15 protein-coding genes are annotated in these 17,445 nt (G+C 42.7%); 14 read left to right on the top strand and 1 reads right to left on the bottom strand.

What is annotated here, in order from left to right; translation table 11 throughout:
* Positions 1 to 173: 173 nt before the first annotated feature.
* The 7 genes from ptsP (at position 174) to GT508_RS10725 (ending at position 9,444) form a co-directional block, all read left to right on the top strand.
* Entirely contained in the window at positions 174 to 1,799 is a 1,626-nt protein-coding gene (gene ptsP, locus GT508_RS10755; RefSeq protein ID WP_055284076.1) for a phosphoenolpyruvate--protein phosphotransferase, read from the top strand.
* 49 nt (positions 1,800 to 1,848) lie between these two features.
* The gene (locus GT508_RS10750; RefSeq protein WP_161144214.1) at positions 1,849 to 3,231 is read left to right on the top strand and encodes an NCS2 family permease; all 1,383 of its coding nucleotides are present in this window, start codon (positions 1,849 to 1,851) and stop codon (positions 3,229 to 3,231) included.
* Between the two features lie 98 nt (positions 3,232 to 3,329).
* Entirely contained in the window at positions 3,330 to 5,171 is a 1,842-nt protein-coding gene (locus GT508_RS10745) for an ABC-F family ATP-binding cassette domain-containing protein (RefSeq protein WP_161144213.1), read from the top strand.
* Between the two features lie 16 nt (positions 5,172 to 5,187).
* A complete protein-coding gene (locus GT508_RS10740) occupies positions 5,188 to 5,901 on the top strand; it encodes a DUF975 family protein (protein ID WP_161144212.1) in 714 nt (237 codons plus the stop codon).
* 39 nt (positions 5,902 to 5,940) lie between these two features.
* A complete protein-coding gene (locus tag GT508_RS10735) occupies positions 5,941 to 6,903 on the top strand; it encodes an alpha/beta hydrolase (RefSeq protein WP_161144211.1) in 963 nt (320 codons plus the stop codon).
* Between the two features lie 27 nt (positions 6,904 to 6,930).
* Positions 6,931 to 8,751, top strand: coding sequence for a DUF6320 domain-containing protein (locus tag GT508_RS10730; protein WP_161144210.1), 1,821 nt, complete (start codon positions 6,931 to 6,933; stop codon positions 8,749 to 8,751).
* A gap of 189 nt (positions 8,752 to 8,940) precedes the next feature.
* The gene (locus GT508_RS10725) at positions 8,941 to 9,444 is read left to right on the top strand and encodes a CarD family transcriptional regulator (RefSeq protein ID WP_161144209.1); all 504 of its coding nucleotides are present in this window, start codon (positions 8,941 to 8,943) and stop codon (positions 9,442 to 9,444) included.
* Between the two features lie 63 nt (positions 9,445 to 9,507).
* Here the strand turns inward: GT508_RS10725 and GT508_RS10720 are convergent, their stop codons facing one another.
* On the bottom strand, positions 9,508 to 10,596 hold the full coding sequence (locus GT508_RS10720; RefSeq protein WP_161144208.1) for an ABC transporter substrate-binding protein: 1,089 nt from the start codon (positions 10,594 to 10,596) through the stop codon (positions 9,508 to 9,510).
* A 158-nt stretch (positions 10,597 to 10,754) separates the two neighbouring features.
* Between GT508_RS10720 and GT508_RS10715 the strand changes: the two genes are divergently transcribed.
* The 7 genes from GT508_RS10715 (at position 10,755) to GT508_RS10685 (ending at position 17,348) form a co-directional block, all read left to right on the top strand.
* Positions 10,755 to 12,152 (top strand): sodium-dependent transporter, encoded by a 1,398-nt coding sequence (locus GT508_RS10715; RefSeq protein WP_161144207.1) that lies wholly within the window; start codon positions 10,755 to 10,757, stop codon positions 12,150 to 12,152.
* Positions 12,153 to 12,194: 42 nt separating this feature from the next.
* Positions 12,195 to 12,611, top strand: a complete 417-nt coding sequence (locus tag GT508_RS10710) for a C-GCAxxG-C-C family protein (RefSeq protein ID WP_117598340.1) — start codon at positions 12,195 to 12,197, stop codon at positions 12,609 to 12,611.
* A gap of 68 nt (positions 12,612 to 12,679) precedes the next feature.
* The gene (locus tag GT508_RS10705; protein ID WP_161144206.1) at positions 12,680 to 13,042 is read left to right on the top strand and encodes a VOC family protein; all 363 of its coding nucleotides are present in this window, start codon (positions 12,680 to 12,682) and stop codon (positions 13,040 to 13,042) included.
* Between the two features lie 361 nt (positions 13,043 to 13,403).
* Positions 13,404 to 14,360: a ketopantoate reductase family protein gene (locus GT508_RS10700; protein ID WP_161144205.1), complete on the top strand. Its 957-nt coding sequence runs from the start codon at positions 13,404 to 13,406 to the stop codon at positions 14,358 to 14,360.
* An 18-nt stretch (positions 14,361 to 14,378) separates the two neighbouring features.
* Positions 14,379 to 15,668 carry an L-cysteine desulfidase family protein gene (locus tag GT508_RS10695; RefSeq protein ID WP_161144204.1) on the top strand — a complete coding sequence of 430 codons (1,290 nt, stop codon included), beginning with the start codon at positions 14,379 to 14,381 and terminating at the stop codon, positions 15,666 to 15,668.
* Positions 15,668 to 17,020 carry an MATE family efflux transporter gene (locus GT508_RS10690; protein ID WP_161144203.1) on the top strand — a complete coding sequence of 451 codons (1,353 nt, stop codon included), beginning with the start codon at positions 15,668 to 15,670 and terminating at the stop codon, positions 17,018 to 17,020. The genes GT508_RS10695 and GT508_RS10690 overlap by 1 nt, the downstream gene beginning before the upstream one ends.
* 70 nt (positions 17,021 to 17,090) lie before the next feature.
* Positions 17,091 to 17,348, top strand: coding sequence for a hypothetical protein (locus GT508_RS10685; protein WP_028087213.1), 258 nt, complete (start codon positions 17,091 to 17,093; stop codon positions 17,346 to 17,348).
* The last annotated feature ends 97 nt before the right edge of the window (positions 17,349 to 17,445 follow it).

The raw sequence follows: 17,445 nt of genomic DNA, 5'->3' as shown, positions 1-17,445 counted from the left end.
GAAAACTATAAAATACACTATTGTCAGATTAGCATATATTGATAAATACGTCAATGGATATATGAAATGTTTTTGTGTTTTTGTACAAAAAATCAATCTACTTGACGAATGAACGTCAAACGTGTAAAGTAATATTGTTCAAACTAACAAAGGATTAAAAGGTTGGAAAAACTATGATTACATTGACAGGAAAAAAGATATCGGAAGGAATTGCGATCGGAAGACTTTCCTTTTATAAGCGTGATACAAAAGAAATCCGCAGGATCTATGTCAAAGATGTAGAAAAAGAAGTGATGCGTTTTCAAAAAGCCAGACAGAAGGCATTGCAGGAATTACGCGATCTGTATGATCTGGCAGCGAAGGATGTCGGAGAAGCGAATGCGGCAATCTTTGAGATGCAGCAGATGATCCTGGAAGACCAGGAGATCATCCGTCAGATTACAAGTATTATTGTTGAGCATAAGCTGAATGCAGAATATGCGGTAAAAAATGCGGTTGAAAATATTTTGGCAAGCGCTTCAAAGAGTAATAAGAATTATGTGCAGGGGCATGAGGCAGATGTAAAGGATGTATCGACAAGAGTACTCCGGATTCTTGCAAGGACATGGAAAGATAAGATGCTGACGGATGAGCCGTTTATTCTTGCTGCGGGAGAACTTTATCCAAGTGAGACTGTAAAGTTTGATAAGAGCAAAATTCTTGGATTTGTGACCAGATATGGAACTATCAATTCCCATACGGCTGTGCTTGCAAGAACCAAAGGAATACCATCGGTGATCGGACTGGGAGAATCCCTGAAAAAAGAATACGAAGGCAAGACGATCATCATCGACGGTTTTGAGGGAAAAGTATATATTGAGCCGGATTATACGACGATTTCCAAGATGAAGCAGAAGCAGGATGAGAATCATACCCAGGTACAGAATCTGGAACGTCTGAAGGGAAAAGAGAATATTACACAGAGTGGACAGAAGATTGACGTCTGTGCAAATATCGGAACCAGGGAAGATATAGAAAATGTACTGAGAAGTGATGCCGGAGGAATCGGATTATTCCGCAGCGAATTCCTGTATATCGAAAATGGGACAAAGCTGCCGACAGAAGAACAGCAGTTCCAGGTATACCGTCTGGCAGCAGAGGCAATGGGCACCAAAAAGGTCGTAATCCGTACCGCAGATCTGGGAGGCGAAAAGCAGGCAGAATGTCTAGAGCTCGGAGAAGATAGAAATCCGGAGATCGGCTATAGGGGAATCCGTGTATCGCTGGATAAAGATGAGATATTTAAGACACAGCTCCGTGCAATTTTACGTGCATCCGCATATGGAAATATGTCGGTCATGTTTCCGATGATCACGGATGTGGAAGAAGTAAAACAGGCGAAACTGATTCTGGAAAAGATAAAGAATGAACTGAAAGACGAGAAGATTCCGTTCAATGAAGAGATTAAGATCGGTGTTATGATCGAGACGCCTGCAGCGGTTATGATCAGTGGAGAGCTGGCAAGAGAAGCAGATTTCTTCAGTATCGGAACGAATGACCTGACACAGCTGACACTCGGAATGGACAGAACAAACAGCAGACTGGAGCGCTTTTATAATACACATCATCCGGCGCTTCTTAAGATGATCCGTATTATTGCCAATAATATCCACCTGGAAGGAAAGAAAATCGCATTATGCGGTGATCTGGCGGCTGATCTTAGTCTGACGGAGAAGTTTATCCAGATGGGGATCGATGAGTTGTCTGTAGCACCGAGCCAGGTACTTGCTTTGAGAAAAAAAATAAGGGAAATACAGTAAGTTATAGTTAATATCTTGTTGTTGAGAGTATAAGGAGGAAAAGAGTAACATGTTGGAAAAATTATTTAAGCTCCGTGAGAACGGGACGGATGTCAGGACCGAGGTTATGGCAGGTATCACCACGTTCATGACCATGGCGTACATCCTTGCGGTCAATCCGAGTATCCTGTCTGCGACAGGGATGGATTCCGGTGCGATCTTTACATCCACAGCACTGGCGGCAATGATCGGTACGTTTCTGATGGCATTCTTTGCCAATTATCCGTTTGCACTGGCGCCGGGAATGGGATTGAATGCGTACTTTGCATATACCGTTGTTCTCGGAATGGGGTATAAGTGGGAAGTTGCACTGACAGCCGTCTTTGTAGAAGGTATCGTATTTATCGTACTTTCGCTTACAGATATCCGTGAGGCAATCTTCAATGCAATCCCGAAAAATCTGAAGTCTGCAGTCAGTGTCGGCATCGGATTGTTCATCGCATTTATCGGACTTCAGAATGCAAATATCGTAGTGGGAGGTTCTACGCTTTTGGAGTTATTCTCAATTGATGGGTACAACAGTGCAAAAGGTGTGGAAGCATCCATGAATAACGTGGGAATCACGGTTCTTCTTGCATTGATCGGTGTGGGAATTACAGGAATTCTGGTAATTAAGAATGTAAAGGGAAATATTTTATGGGGAATCCTGCTCACATGGATTTTAGGAATTATCTGCCAGATGGCAGGTATCTATGTGCCGGATCCGAAGATTGGATTCTACAGTCTGCTTCCGGACTTTAGCAGTGGATTTTCAATCCCTAGTATCATGCCGGTATTTGGTAAACTTGATTTTAGCGGAGTATTTTCCCTGAATTTCATCGTCGTTATCTTTGCATTTTTATTTGTTGATATGTTTGATACGATCGGAACATTGATTGGTGTATCTACCAAGGCAGGTATGTTAGATGAAGAAGGACATCTTCCGAATATCAAAGGGGCACTGATGGCTGATGCGGTTGCAACAACCGTCGGAGCAGTTCTTGGAACAACAACGACTACCACGTTCGTGGAAAGTGCATCAGGCGTATCTGAAGGAGGAAGAACCGGGCTGACTTCCGCAACAACAGCCATTTTATTCGGGTTGTCGTTGTTCCTGTCACCAATCTTCCTTGCAATTCCATCGTTTGCAACAGCACCGGCATTGATCGTAGTGGGATTCTATATGTTGACAAATGTGGCGCACGTTGATTTTGATGATTTTTCAGAAGCACTGCCATGCTACATCTGTATCCTGGCTATGCCATTTTTCTACAGCATCTCAGAAGGTATCTCTATGGGAGTGATTTCTTACGTGATCCTGAATCTGATGACTGGAAAGGCAAAAGAAAAGAAGATCAGCGCATTAATGTATGTACTTGCGGTATTATTCATATTGAAATATATCTTTCTGTAAAATATAATAGAAAGTGGAGAACGAAAAGAGATCGGTGTTTCCGGTCTCTTTTATGACTTATAAAAGTATCCGAAAGATACATGAAGGAGAACAAACGTATGAATTTACTTACGATGGAACATATTACAAAGGCTTATACAGACCGTGTTCTTCTGAATGATGTTGCATTCAGTATCAATGAAAATGAGAAGATCGGTGTGATCGGAATCAATGGGATGGGAAAGTCTACGCTGTTAAAAGTGACTGCAGGAATCGAACCATATGATGACGGGAAGATCAGTATGGGAAAGCAGGTGAAGATCTGCTATCTTCCGCAGACACCGGAATTTGAAGAAGGAACGACAGTTCTTCGCGCAGCAATTGCAGATAATGTAAATGAACTGAACCAGTGGACGATCGAGGCAGATGCCAGATCTATGCTGAATCAGCTGGGATTCTATGATTATGATGAAAAAGTAGAGCATATGTCCGGCGGACAGAAGAAGAGGATTGCCCTGGTCAATGCACTGTTGACACCGGCTGACATACTGATCTTAGATGAGCCGACGAACCACCTGGACAATGCAATGTCAGAGTGGCTGGAGGAATATCTGATCGGCTTTAGAGGGGCAATACTGATGGTTACGCATGACCGTTACTTCCTGGATCGTGTGGCAACAAGAATCGTGGAAGTGGATCAGGGGAAGATATACAGTTATCCGGGAAATTATTCCGAATTTGTTAAATTGAAAGCAGAGCGTCAGGATATGGCACTGGCTACAGAACGGAAGAGGAAGAGCCTTCTCCGCACCGAACTTGAATGGCTGGGAAGAGGTGCAAGAGCCAGAAGCACGAAGCAGAAAGCACATATTGACCGGATCAAAGCGATGCAGGAGATCAAGGATATTCAGGAAGAAAAGAGAGTGGTACTGGATTCCGTAGCATCCCGTATGGGAAATAAGACGATCGAGCTGGAGAATATCAGCAAATCTTATGGTAACAGAAAGCTGATCAGTGATTACAGCTATATATTCCTGAAAAATGACCGCATTGGAATTATCGGTCCGAACGGCTGTGGCAAGACAACACTTCTTAAGATCATCAATGGGATCGTGAGGCCAGACAGTGGAACAATAGAAATCGGGCAGACCATCCGGATTGGATATTTCTCGCAGGAGAACGAATATATGGATGCGTCCATGAAAGTGATCGACTATGTGAAAGAAGTGGGGGAATATGTCACTACATCTGACGGAAAGATCACGGCATCACAGATGCTGGAGCGTTTTTTATTTGACGGGGCCATGCAGTGGTCGAAGATTGAGAAGCTTTCCGGAGGAGAAAAGCGGAGATTGTATCTGATGCGTGTGCTGATGAGTGCGCCGAATGTGCTGATCCTGGATGAGCCGACGAATGATCTGGATATCCAGACACTGACCATTTTGGAGGATTATCTGGATCACTTTGACGGAATTATCATAACAGTATCCCATGACAGGTATTTCCTTGATCGTATCGTGAACCGTATTTTTTCTTTTGAAGGAGACGGGAAGGTACGCCAGTTTGAGGGAGGATATTCTGATTATCTGATTCGAAAAGAACTGGAAGGTCTGGATACGGAGATGTCATTGAAAGGACATGCCGCCGCAACAGAAGAACAATCAACGAAGGGGGAAAGTTCTTCCAAAGATACATGGAAGCAGAGAAAACCGAAACTTAAGTTCACGTATAAAGAGCAGCGGGAGTTTGAGACCATCGACGATGATATTGCAAAGCTTGAAGAAAAGCTCGAGACGCTGGATGCACAGATTGCAGCTAATGCGACTAATTCAGTGAAATTACGGGAACTCATGGAGAAAAAAGAAGAGACAGGGAATGCGCTGGATGAAAAGATGGAACGTTGGGTATATCTGAATGATCTGAATGAAAAGATTCAGAATGCAGACATAACAAAAGAATAGACAAGGAGGATATGATATGAGTTGGACAAGAGACAGACTGAAAACAAATGGCAGGATTGCATTTAAAAAGAATTACTGGGCATGTGTAGCTGTAGCCGTGATCATGGGAATTATCACAGGATTAAGTGGTATGAATGGAGGAAGAGCCGGAGGCAGTGCTTCGCAGAACAGTTTGTATGGAACAGATGGATTTGGATATCCGTTTGCCGGATTGGCGATTACAATGACAGCAATTATAGTGACTCTCATAATTCTGGCACTGGAGATATTTGTGGGAAGTCTTCTGGAAGTAGGAGGAAAAAGATTCTTTGTTCTCAATAAGACAGAGAATCCAACAGTCGGAACCATATTTGATGCATTCCGTTCCGGAAATTATGTGAATGTTGTACTGGCGATGTTCCTGAAAAATCTGTTTACATCTTTGTGGACGCTGCTTTTCGTTATTCCGGGAATTGTAAAACATTATGAATATCTGATGATCCCTTACATTCTTGCAGAGAATCCGGGAATGGACAGAAAAGAAGCATTTCAGATCAGTAAGCGTATGATGGACGGGCAGAAGATGGAGACATTTATTCTGGATCTGTCATTTATCGGATGGATATTACTGTCTGCAATTACCTGTGGAATCGTTGGGATATTCTATGTAAATCCGTACAGGGAGGCGACATTTGCAGAATTATATGCATTTAATAAGGCAAAAGCGTATGAAGAAGGATATATCAGATAAGGAAAATCAGAAAGAAAAGTTACAGGTAAAGGAAGTAGTATGACGATTAATAAATCCATGAGAAGAGTATTGAAAGCTCTGTCTTTTGACGGCATTGAAGTAGAAGCCTCGAGGCATCTGGCAAATTTAAAGGCGATCGATCCAATGAAAATCTTTTATAAGACGATTGATTATAAGATTTATAATGGTGATCATCAGATCCCGGTGAGGATATTCCTTCCGGGAGAGAAGATGGAAGATAATCTCCCGGCATTGTTGTTCTTTCACGGAGGCGGATGGGTAACGGAAAGTATTGACAATTATGAGAGAATCTGTGCCCGTCTGGCATCGGCAACAAATCATATTGTTGTATCGGTAGAGTACAGGCTGGCACCGGAATATCCATTTCCGACAGGTTTCTATGACTGTTATATGGCGGCAAAGGCTATGTTTACGAACCGGTTCATTTTGAATACAGATCCGGACAAGATCACTTTGATCGGGGACAGCGCAGGCGGGAATCTGGCAGCAGCTGTTTCACTGATGGCAAGAGATCAGGGAGAATTTCTGCCAAAGAGACAGATTCTGATCTATCCTGCAGTGAATAATGATTACAGTGAGAATTCCCCGTATCTGTCAGTCAGACGCTATGGAACAGAGTATCTTCTGACAGCTGGAAAGATGAGGGATTATATTAATTTTTATGCTTCGGCAGAAGAAGATAAGAGAAGTAAATATCTTGCACCTCTGATGGAAACGGATTACAGTAACCAGCCGGATACATTGATCTTAACAGCAGAATGTGATCCGCTCAGAGATGAAGGGGAAGAGTATGGAAGGCGTCTGAAAGAAGCTGGAAATCAGGTGGAGATTCACCGGATTCAGGATGCACTTCACGGATTTTTTGCACTTGGGGTAAAATATTACCATGTGCAGGAGAGTTTCGCGATTATTAACCGCTTTCTTGACAGCTATGGACAGAAAGAAAGCGAAAAGAATGTCAATCCGGCGGATGGTGAATAGCAGCGGGAGAGAGAAGGGGGAAAAGCAGTGTTTGAACAAAAACGCGCTTACTGGAGAAGTCTGGATAATGCAGCAAAGTTATTTTCTGCTGCCAGCAGTCCGAAAGATACCAGAGTATTCCGATTCTATTGTGAACTGAAGGAAGAAGTGGAAGAAAATGCCCTGCAGGAGGCACTGGATCAGACAATTGAGAAATATCCGGTATTCCTGTCGGTCATGAGAAAAGGCTTGTTCTGGCACTATTTGGAGAAAAGTGAATTAAGACCGATAGTAAGAAAAGAATATAAAGAACCATGCAGCAGTCTGTATGTACGGGATAAAAAGACGCTTCTATTCGAAGTGACCTATTATAAAAAACGGATTAATTTTGAAGTGTTTCATGCACTGACTGATGGAACCGGCGCGACGGAATTCTTGCGGGAACTGGTGAAGAATTATCTACATCTAGTTCATAAGGATGAACTTGAACCGGTTGAATTATCAGATCAGTATCTGACGGTAAAGGATCAGGAGGATGACAGCTTCAGCCGTTATTACGATCCGGATTTTCCAAGAAAGAAAAAGAAGAAGATCAAGGCATTTCAGATTAAAAAGAACGGAAAGGGATACGAAGAACTGCAAGTCAATGAGGCGACTGTGCCGGTAAAAGAACTTTTGGGCATCAGCAGGGAAAAGGGAGTATCCATGTCGGTGCTTTTAACGACGGCATTCATATGTGCAATTCATGAGGAAATGAGCCGGATACAGGAAAAAAAGCCGGTCATACTGATGGTTCCGGTGAATTTAAGAAAGATATTTCCATCCGATTCGATGCTGAATTTCTTTGGTTATATAGAACCGGGATATCAGTTTGGAGAAGAAAAAGATTCGTTTGAAGATGTACTGGAAGCAGTTAAGATATATTTTCGGGAGAATCTGTCTAAGGAACATATGGCAGGTCGGATGAATGAATTGATTGCAATAGAAAAGCATAAAATTTTAAAGTGGGCACCTCTGGAACTTAAGAACCGGTGTATCCGTGCAGGAGCTAAGATGGCAGAGCAGGAAGTGACGGCTGTGCTTTCTAATATGAGTGTAGTAAAGATGCCGGAAGATTATGCGGACTATATTGAAAAATTCGGAGTGTATACCAGTACGAACCGGACAGAATTATGTATCTGTTCTTTTAAGGATACACTTTCACTCAGTTTTACATCAAGATATGACAGTACGAATATCCAGCGGAATTTTTACCGGATACTGACAGAACTCGGCGTACAGGTTACGATTACAGAAGCGGATTTTCCGGAGGATGCAAAAGCAAATTACGAAGGGAAGAAAGTGCTGCAGATATTTACATTCTGCTGTATTGCAGCAATTGTGCTCAGTATGATGACCGATATCATCATATCCCCTGGGGTACACTGGTCGGTATATGTAGCGTCCGGCTGTGCAACGATGTGGTTTACGATGGCAGTTGGGTATGTGAAGCGCTTTAACCTGTTGAAGAATGCGGCATGGCAGCTTCTGATCATGTCCGGCATCTGCGTGTTATGGGATCTGGGAACCGGATGGAGGGGATGGTCGGTAAATATCGGAATCCCGAATATCTGCCTATTGATCCAGATTGTAATGCTGATCATATCCCGAATACGGTCATTATCACCAAGAGAGTATATGATATATTATGTAATGGCGTCGGTATATTCGATGATACTGCCGTTCGTACTGCTCATGACAGGGGTGATCCGCTACAGAACTCCGTCTGTCATCTGTATCGGCTGTAGTTTTCTGCTGATGATTGGACTTATCATGTTCAAAAGAAAAGAATTTAAAGAAGAAATGCATAAAAAATTTCACGTTGGTTGACACTGATATCAAGAGTTATGTTATAATAGCTATATCAAGAGTTTATGTCAGCGCGTTTACAAATTTCATAATACGATACCAGAAAAGTTGACGTGCAGTTCGATATAACTTCGGATTGTGCGCCCTTTTAGCGTTGTCATACGTCTGCAGAAGTTACCATGAGAGAAGTGTTAAGAACAGGAGGCAGAAATGTTCAGAATAGGAGATTATGTGGCGCATTATAAGGAGGGCGTCTGTGAAGTGGTAAATATTGGAAAGATTGATATGGGCAGTTCGGATAAAGAGTATTATACGTTAAAACCGGTATATGATGCAGCCGGAACGGTCTATACACCGGTTGACAACAAGAGGGAGCAGATCAGACAGTTAATTACAAAAGAAGAAGCAGAGAATCTGATCAAAGAGATGTCGGAGATTGATACAATCGGTGTGACGAATGAAAAGCAGCGGGAAGCAATGTACAAAAATGCGTTATTACACAATCAGTGCAGAGAATGGGTTTCATTGATCAAGACATCTTATGGGAGAAATAAAGAAAGAATCCAGGCAGGGAAAAAGACGATTAATATCGATGAGAGATATATGTCCAGTGCTGAAAAGTTCCTGTATGGGGAACTGGCGGTGGTGATGGAGATGCCGAGAGATAAAGTCAGTGGTTATGTGAAAGAGTATTTGGATACAGAGAGAGAATAGGAGAAGACAGAGTCAAAAATAATGTTGCAAACCAAAGAAATGGTTGCAACATTATTTTTGTGATTAATATGAAATCGTTGTATCTTTGACTGCTTTTGCGGATTTTTCGGCATAAATTGTCGTTACAAGATTCTTATACGGAGCACGTTTTTTTAGTTCTCCGGCATCTTCTAAAATATCCTGAAGAAGATCAAAACTTTCCTGACGGAAGATTAGATCCTTCTTCCATGTGTCCTGTTCATAGTAACGGGATACGATGGTTGTAATGGTATCCGGTGTCGTCTCTTTGAACTGAGGCGCAATTACCTGAGCAATTTCTTCCGGAGTGTGAGATGCCACATAATTCATACCTTTTTGCAAAGCATTGGTAAATCCCTGAATGATTTCCGGATGTTGCGAGATGTAACTTTTCTTTGCAGAGAATGCGGTGTATGGGACATATCCGCTGTCAGTTCCGAGAGAAGCTACAACATATCCTTTTTCTTGTTTTTCAAGGTTGGTTGCGCCTGGTTCAAATTCTACCGTGAAGTCATAGTCTGCTTTTTCTTCAGCAAAGGCTGCAGCTGTAGAACCGAAATCAATGTTCTGGTCAATTGTAAGATCAGAGGCTGGGTCAATGTGATTCTGCTTTAAGATATATTCGAATACCATTTCAGGCATGCCGCCTTTCCGCCCGCCAATAACTTTTCTGCCTTTCAGATCTTCCCATTTAAAATTTTTAATATCCTCTCTGGCAACTAGGAAGTTTCCGGCTCGCTGAGTGAGCTGTGCAAAATTCACGACATAATCATGAGCCCCTTCATTATAAGTATAAATGGAAGCTTCTGATCCCATAAATCCGATGTCGGCTGTTCCGGAAAGGACAGCAGTCATGGTCTTGTCGGCGCCAAAACCGGTCACGAGAGAAAGGGCGATCCCTTCCTTCTCAAAATAATTCTTTTCCATTGCAACATACATCGGTGCATAGAAGATAGAATGAGCGACTTCATTCAGTGTGACAGGAGTCAGATCCGTCTTTTTATCATTGATAGATTTTGAAGTTTTTGAAGTTTTGCCTGTCGCAGATTCCGGTTTATCAGCGGATGTGCATGCCAAAAGTGAAGTGACGGATAGTGTAAAAAGTAGAAGAAGAGCGGTGATACACTTTTTCATAAGATCCTCCCAGGGAAATATATTCTATGCTTTATAGTATATTCAGATGTGAAAGATCAGTGACAGGGGGTGGATGGATTACAAAATTTCTTGTTTTATTTTAAATGAATTAATGGTAAAATATTGAAGTATTAACGAAAATGAGAGGAAAAAAGAGTATGAAACAAAAAAATAGCTTTAGCGGACAGATTGGATTTGTATTTGCAGCTGCCGGAAGCGCAGTCGGTGTGGGAAATCTCTGGCGCTTTCCATATCTGGCGGCAAAAGATGGAGGCGGATTGTTCCTGCTTATCTATCTGGTACTGGTGCTGACAGTTGGATTTGTGTTATTGACTACGGATATTGCAATTGGCCGCAAGACAGGCAAAAGTGCAATCTATGCTTATGAATCAATGAAGAAAAAATGGAAATTTCTTGGAGTGATTACATTCTTGGTTCCGGTGTTGATCATGACCTATTACGCGGTTATCGGCGGATGGATTTTAAGATACATTGTTATTTATCTTACAAGCTCAGGGAAGCAGGCAGTAGCAGATGACTGCTTTACCGCATTCATTTCTTCACCATCGTCGGTGTGGTATGGATTGATCTTTATGCTGCTGACAGCATTGATCGTATATAACGGTGTAGAAGAGGGAATCGAACGGGTTTCGAAATTTATTATGCCGGTTCTGCTGATTATGGTAATCGGAATTGCAATTTTCTCACTTACATTGAAGACTACGCTGGATGATGGAACGGTACGTACCGGATTGCAGGGGCTTAAGGTGTATATGAAACCGGATCTGACAGGAATTACGGTTGGCCGCTTCCTGCAGATTACACTGGACGCAATGAGCCAGCTGTTCTTCTCTCTGAGTGTATCAATGGGAATTATGATTACATATGGCTCATATGTTAAGAAAGATGTAGATCTGAATAAGGCAGTATCGCAGATTGAGATCATGGATACCGGAGTTGCATTCCTTGCCGGTGTTATGATCATCCCAGCAGTATTCGTATTTTCCGGTTTGGACGGAATGTCAGCGGGACCGGGACTGATGTTTGTATCATTGCCAAAGGTATTCTACAGTATGGGAACGGTCGGACGTGTGATCGGAATTCTGTTCTTTGTACTGGCAGGATTTGCCGCATTGACATCCTGCATTTCGGTACTGGAATCAATCACTGCAAACTGTATGGAATTATTTCACACAGAGCGTAAGAAGACGACCAGAGTGTTATCGGTGATCTACCTTATCGCAACAGCAGTGATCGCACTTGGATACAGCATCTTCTATGTAGAAGTTGCACTTCCAAACGGAAGTACAGGACAGCTTCTGGATATCATGGACTATATCAGTAACAGCTTTATGATGCCGTTTATTTCGCTGTTATCAGCAATCTTGATCGGCTGGATCATGAAGCCGTCATGGATTGCAGAGGAAATGGAACTGAATGGCGAGAAATTCAAACGTAAAAAGTTATATAATGTGATGATGCGTTATATTATGCCGGTTATCATGGTGATTCTGTTCCTGCAGTCAACAGGTGTGTTGAATATGATTATGAAATAATAATATTGGAAGTAAATGAAGCAAAAAGGAGATCAGAGAAATATGAGTACAAAAGCAGAACATGCAGCAGAATTACACCAGAGAGGATGCAACTGCGCCCAGGCAGTAGCCTGTACATTTTGCAAAGAATTCGGAATCAGTGAAGACGATATGTTTCGTATCGCAGAAGGTTTTGGTCTGGGTATGGGCGTGATGGAGATGTGTGGTGCATTGTCTGGAATGGCAATGATCATCGGCCTTGATAACAGTCAGGGAGGCACAGAAGAAGGATCCAGAACCAAAGGGGATACATATAAGAAGATCCGAAGCAAAGTAGAAAAATTCAAAGAGAAAAATGGTTCCTGCATCTGCCGGGAGTTAAAAGGTGTGGAGACAGGAAAAGTTCTCTGCAGTTGTCCACAGTGTATCGCAGATGCCGTAGCTTTGACAGAAGAATATCTGGCAGAGCAGGGAAAATAAAGTCTGGATAAAATAAAGCTCAGGGAAAATGAAATCCGGGAAAAGTCAATGCATAATGGAGAAAAGAAATGCGATTAAAAAATATATTAATTGTTGTAAAAAATATCGAACATTCCAAACAATTCTATCATGACCTGTTCGGACTGAATACAATTCTTGACAATGACGGCAATGTGATATTAACGGAAGGCCTGGTGCTTCAGGACGAAAAGATATGGAAAGAAGTTCTGAATAAGGATATTATTCCGGAAAATCATGCCAGTGAGTTATATTTCGAAGAACCGGATATCGAAGCATTTGCCAGAAAGCTTGAAAAGTTGTATCCTAATGTTAGGTATGTCAACCGGCTGATGACACACAGCTGGGGGCAGAAGGTGGTCCGTTTCTATGATCCAGATGGCAATCTGATCGAAGTAGGAACACCGATGTAAAGAATTTTGGAATGATAACGGAGGATAAGAAAGATGGGAGTTCAATCAATTGATGCAGAAGATGATCAGTTCGCATATCGTTACGATACACAGTTACTGATCGAGAGAAGAGACTTCCAATGAATGGTGCGAGGCAGTATCCGATGAAGAATACGGAAAATTGAAATAATCCTACCGAAGTATAAAAAATGTGATAAAATGGTTGCAGTCAGGGAACTGATTGCAGCCATTTTTTGGGTATCGCCATGTGTTCGTAAGGAGCTGCCAGTGGCAGGTCATGTAGATACAAAAGTATGCAAGAGAAGTTGCTGGCGGTCGATTCTGAGGATTAACAGAGACAGAACATGAAAGGACAAGAATCATGAAGATAACATCAGTTGCAGTATTAGGTGCAGGTGCGGTAGGTTCTTATGTGATCTGGGGACTTGCGGACCGTGAAGATATAAAGCTTGGCGTGATCGCCGAAGGAGAGAGAAAGGAAAGACTGAGCCGTCAGGGCTGTGCGATCAACGGAAAGGTCTATCATCCGGAGGTGTGGACACCAGAGGAAGCAGAAAATGTGGATTTCCTGATCGTTTCGTTAAAATACGGTGCATTACCGGGAGCATTGGAAAGCATCCGAAAAATAGTTGGAAAAGATACCAGTGTAATGAGCCTGATGAATGGCGTGGACAGCGAAGAGATCATCGCAGAACAGATTGGAAAGTCACACATTCTTCCGGCTGTGATTAAAGTAGCGTCGCACAGAGAAGCGGACGGATATCATTTCGATCCGGAGACAACACTTGGGATCATCTTTGGTGAATATGAAGCCCCATACGAAAGTGAAAGGGTAAAGGCGGTGAAAGAACTGTTTGACGGTACGGGAATTCATTACCGCTCAACGGAATATGCAATAGAAGAAGTGTGGTGTAAATTTCGTCTGAATGTCTGCAATAATCTGCCACAGGCAATCCTAGGAGCAGGTGTTGGCTGTTACCGGGACAGTGAACATATGAAAGTAATTCAGAATGGTTTGAAAAAAGAACTGGAAGCAATTGCAGAAGCGAAAGGAATTGACATCAGTAAAGCGGACAGAATGTCCGGACGGGGAAGTGCGGTTCCGCCAAAGGCCCGTTATTCCACATTACAGGATCTGGATGCAGGACGTCATACGGAGATCGATATGTTTTCCGGAGCGCTGATGCGTATGGGAAAAGAACTGGGGATTCCAACACCATATAATGAATATACCTATCATATGATCAAAGCACTGGAAGAAAAGAATGACGGCAGATTTGCCTATACAGGAGAGGAAGAACCAACCTGGTCGAAATAAAAAGTTTGGGGAAGAGATATGTTAAAAAAAGAAGAAATGATTACACTTTTAAAGAATGACGTAGTTCCGGCACTTGGCTGCACGGAACCGGTATGTGTAGCACTGTGCGCAGCAAATGCAGGGAAAATGACGGAAAATAAGATCCGCTCGATAGAAGTGGAAGTAAATGCAGGAATCTATAAAAATGGAATGTCGGCAGGAATCCCAGGCTGTGATTATGTAGGACTTCCATATGCAGCAGCACTGGGAGCATATCTTAAGAATCCGGAAAAAGGGCTGGAACTTCTGGAAGATATCACACCGGAAATTTTGGAACAGATGAAAGAACTGTGCGGTATGGCTGCTGTATCCGTGAAGATTAAAGAGCAGGAGCAGGGATTGTATGTGAAATGTAAGATCAAGACAGAAGCAGATATGATCACATCGGTCATCAGAGGAACACATACGAATCTTGTATATCTGGAGAAAAATGGAAAGATTATATATGAAAAAAATCAGGAAAACGGACAGGCATCAGATAATGCTCTGATTGAGGCGTTGAAACAGATGACAATTGCACAGATCCGCCAGGTTGCAGATGCAGCTTCAGAGGAAGAATTACATTTCCTGATGGATGGAGTGGAAATGAATGAAAGACTGGCAGCTTATTCCGAAGATAAGAAAGTCGGAGTAGGAATTGCAGATACGCTTCGGAGTGAAAAAGGTTCAGAGGTGTTGAAGAATGATCTGCTGACCAGAATTATGCTGAAAGTAAGTTCGGCAGCGGAGAGCCGTCTGGACGGCTGTCCGCTGCCGACGATGAGCAGTTCCGGTGCGGGAACAAAAGGTCTGGTAGTGATCCTGCCGGTCAGTGAAGCAGCAGACGCATTGGAAGTGTCAATGGAGAAAAAGGTGCGTGCGCTTGCAATTGCTCACCTGGTGAACCGTTATATCAATGCTTATATAGGAAAGCTGTCACCGATGTGCTCCTGTGTCATGGCATCATCAACGGCTGCATCCGTAGGAATTGCTTACCTGCTGGGAGGCAGTGACGAACAGCTTGGGTATGCGGTGCGAAATATGTCCGGGACGGTAACGGGAATGATCTGTGACGGCGGAAAGGTCGGTTGTGCAATGAAGGTTGCAACAGGATCATCAGCAGCCCTGCTTTGTGCGCTGACGGCCGTTCATGATGCGCCGCTTCGTGTGAGTGACGGTATCTGTGCAGAGACACCGGAAGACTGTATCCGTCATATGGCACAGATCGGTAATCAGGGGATGGCGCAGACGGATAAAGAAATCATTCATATTATGGAGCAGAAAAAGTGATGACAGAAAAAGTGAAACAACAGCATATGTTTTCAAATAAAATGATCGCCGGTATTCTGATACCGGTCGTTCTGGAACAGTTATTGAATTCAATTATGGGAACGGCAGATACGATGATGGTAAGTAATATTGGATCTGCAGCTATCTCGGCAGTATCGCTGGTGGACTCTATCAATATTCTTGTGATACAGGCATTTTCGGCACTGGCAGCAGGAGGAGCAATTGTCTGTTCACAGTATATCGGACAACAGAATAAAAAGATGGCGAATGAATCTGCAAGACAGGTGTTATTCATCATCACGGCCATCTCGATCGCAGTCAGTGTGTTATGTCTGGGATTTAAGAAACCGCTTTTGCGCCTGATTTTTGGTTCAGTAGAAGCTGACGTTATGAGAGCCTCAGAGACATATTTCTTTTATACAGCTATTTCATTTCCGTTCATAGCGGCATATGATTCGGCGGCATCCATTTTTCGCGCGCAGGAGAATACGAAGGGTCCAATGCTCATTTCCATGATATCGAATGCGATGAATATTGTTGGAAATGCAATTATGATCTGGATTTTCCATATGGGAGTTGCGGGTGCGGCAATCTCTACACTGGTTTCCCGTATATTCTGTGCAGTGGTAGTATTGATTCAATTAAGAAAAGACCGGCAGCCAATCGTGGTAAGAGATTACCTGAAAATCCGTCCGGACTGGGCAATGATCCGGAGAATACTCGGAATCGGAATTCCGTCCGGTGTGGAAAACAGTATGTTCCAGCTTGGGAAACTGGCGATACAGTCTACCGTATCAACATTAGGTACAACAGCAATCGCAGCACAGGCAATGACAAATATTCTGGAGAATCTGAATGGAATGGCGGCAATCGGAATTGGTGTAGGGTTGATGACAATTGTAGGTCAGTGTATGGGAGCGGACAGAAAAGATGAGGCGGTCTATTACATAAAAAAATTAAGCGTGATCGCAGAAGCGGCAATCATTGTAAGCTGCTTGCTGGTATTTGCATTGACCGGACCTGTAACAGTTCTTGGCGGCATGGAGCCTGCAAGTGCAAAGATGTGTTTCCATATGGTAATCTGGATTACGATTGTGAAGCCGATTGTATGGACGCTGGCATTTATTCCGGCATATGGACTTCGTGCGGCAGGAGATGTGAAATTTTCAATGGCTGCATCCTGTATTACAATGTGGCTGTGCAGGTTCTGTCTGTGCGTGATACTGATCCGGTTTCTGGAATTTGGAACGATGGGTGTCTGGATCGGAATGTTTGCCGACTGGACGGTACGTGCAGTAATATTTACATGGAGATTCCATAGCAGAAGATGGTTAAGATATAAAGTGATTTAACCATTATTATGAATCAATAGAGTATGAGATCAAAACAAATAATAATCAGGAAGATTAAAGGAGAAAGAAAATGAATGAATTATATGAATTGATTGAAAAAAAAATAAAGGCATCCGGATATCCGAGACCAATCTCGGGGGCAGATGTATATGATGATATCTGTGATCAGATCGATGGAAAAGAAAACGGGACGTATTTATTATTGTCAAAATTTGAAGAAGATGTGGTATTTGAGTATCATATTACGATTCGGGATGAGGATTTTAATCTGGGAGTTCTGACGATGAAGACACCGGAAGGTACATTTGAAGTAGACTTCGATGCATAGATTTACTTGGAATTTAATTCAGGAAGGCTGTGGATACCCGAACCGGAATAAAGCTTGGAAAGGCGTTCCTGCTCAGGTTCCATCGGCGGGTCAATTC

It is taken from the genome of Dorea sp. BIOML-A1, from assembly GCF_009875615.1.
GTDB classification, from domain to species: Bacteria; Bacillota; Clostridia; order Lachnospirales; family Lachnospiraceae; genus Dorea_A; species Dorea_A amylophila.
The sequence above is the reverse complement of the archived record's forward strand: the minus strand, read 5'-3'. Positions and strand labels throughout refer to the sequence as shown.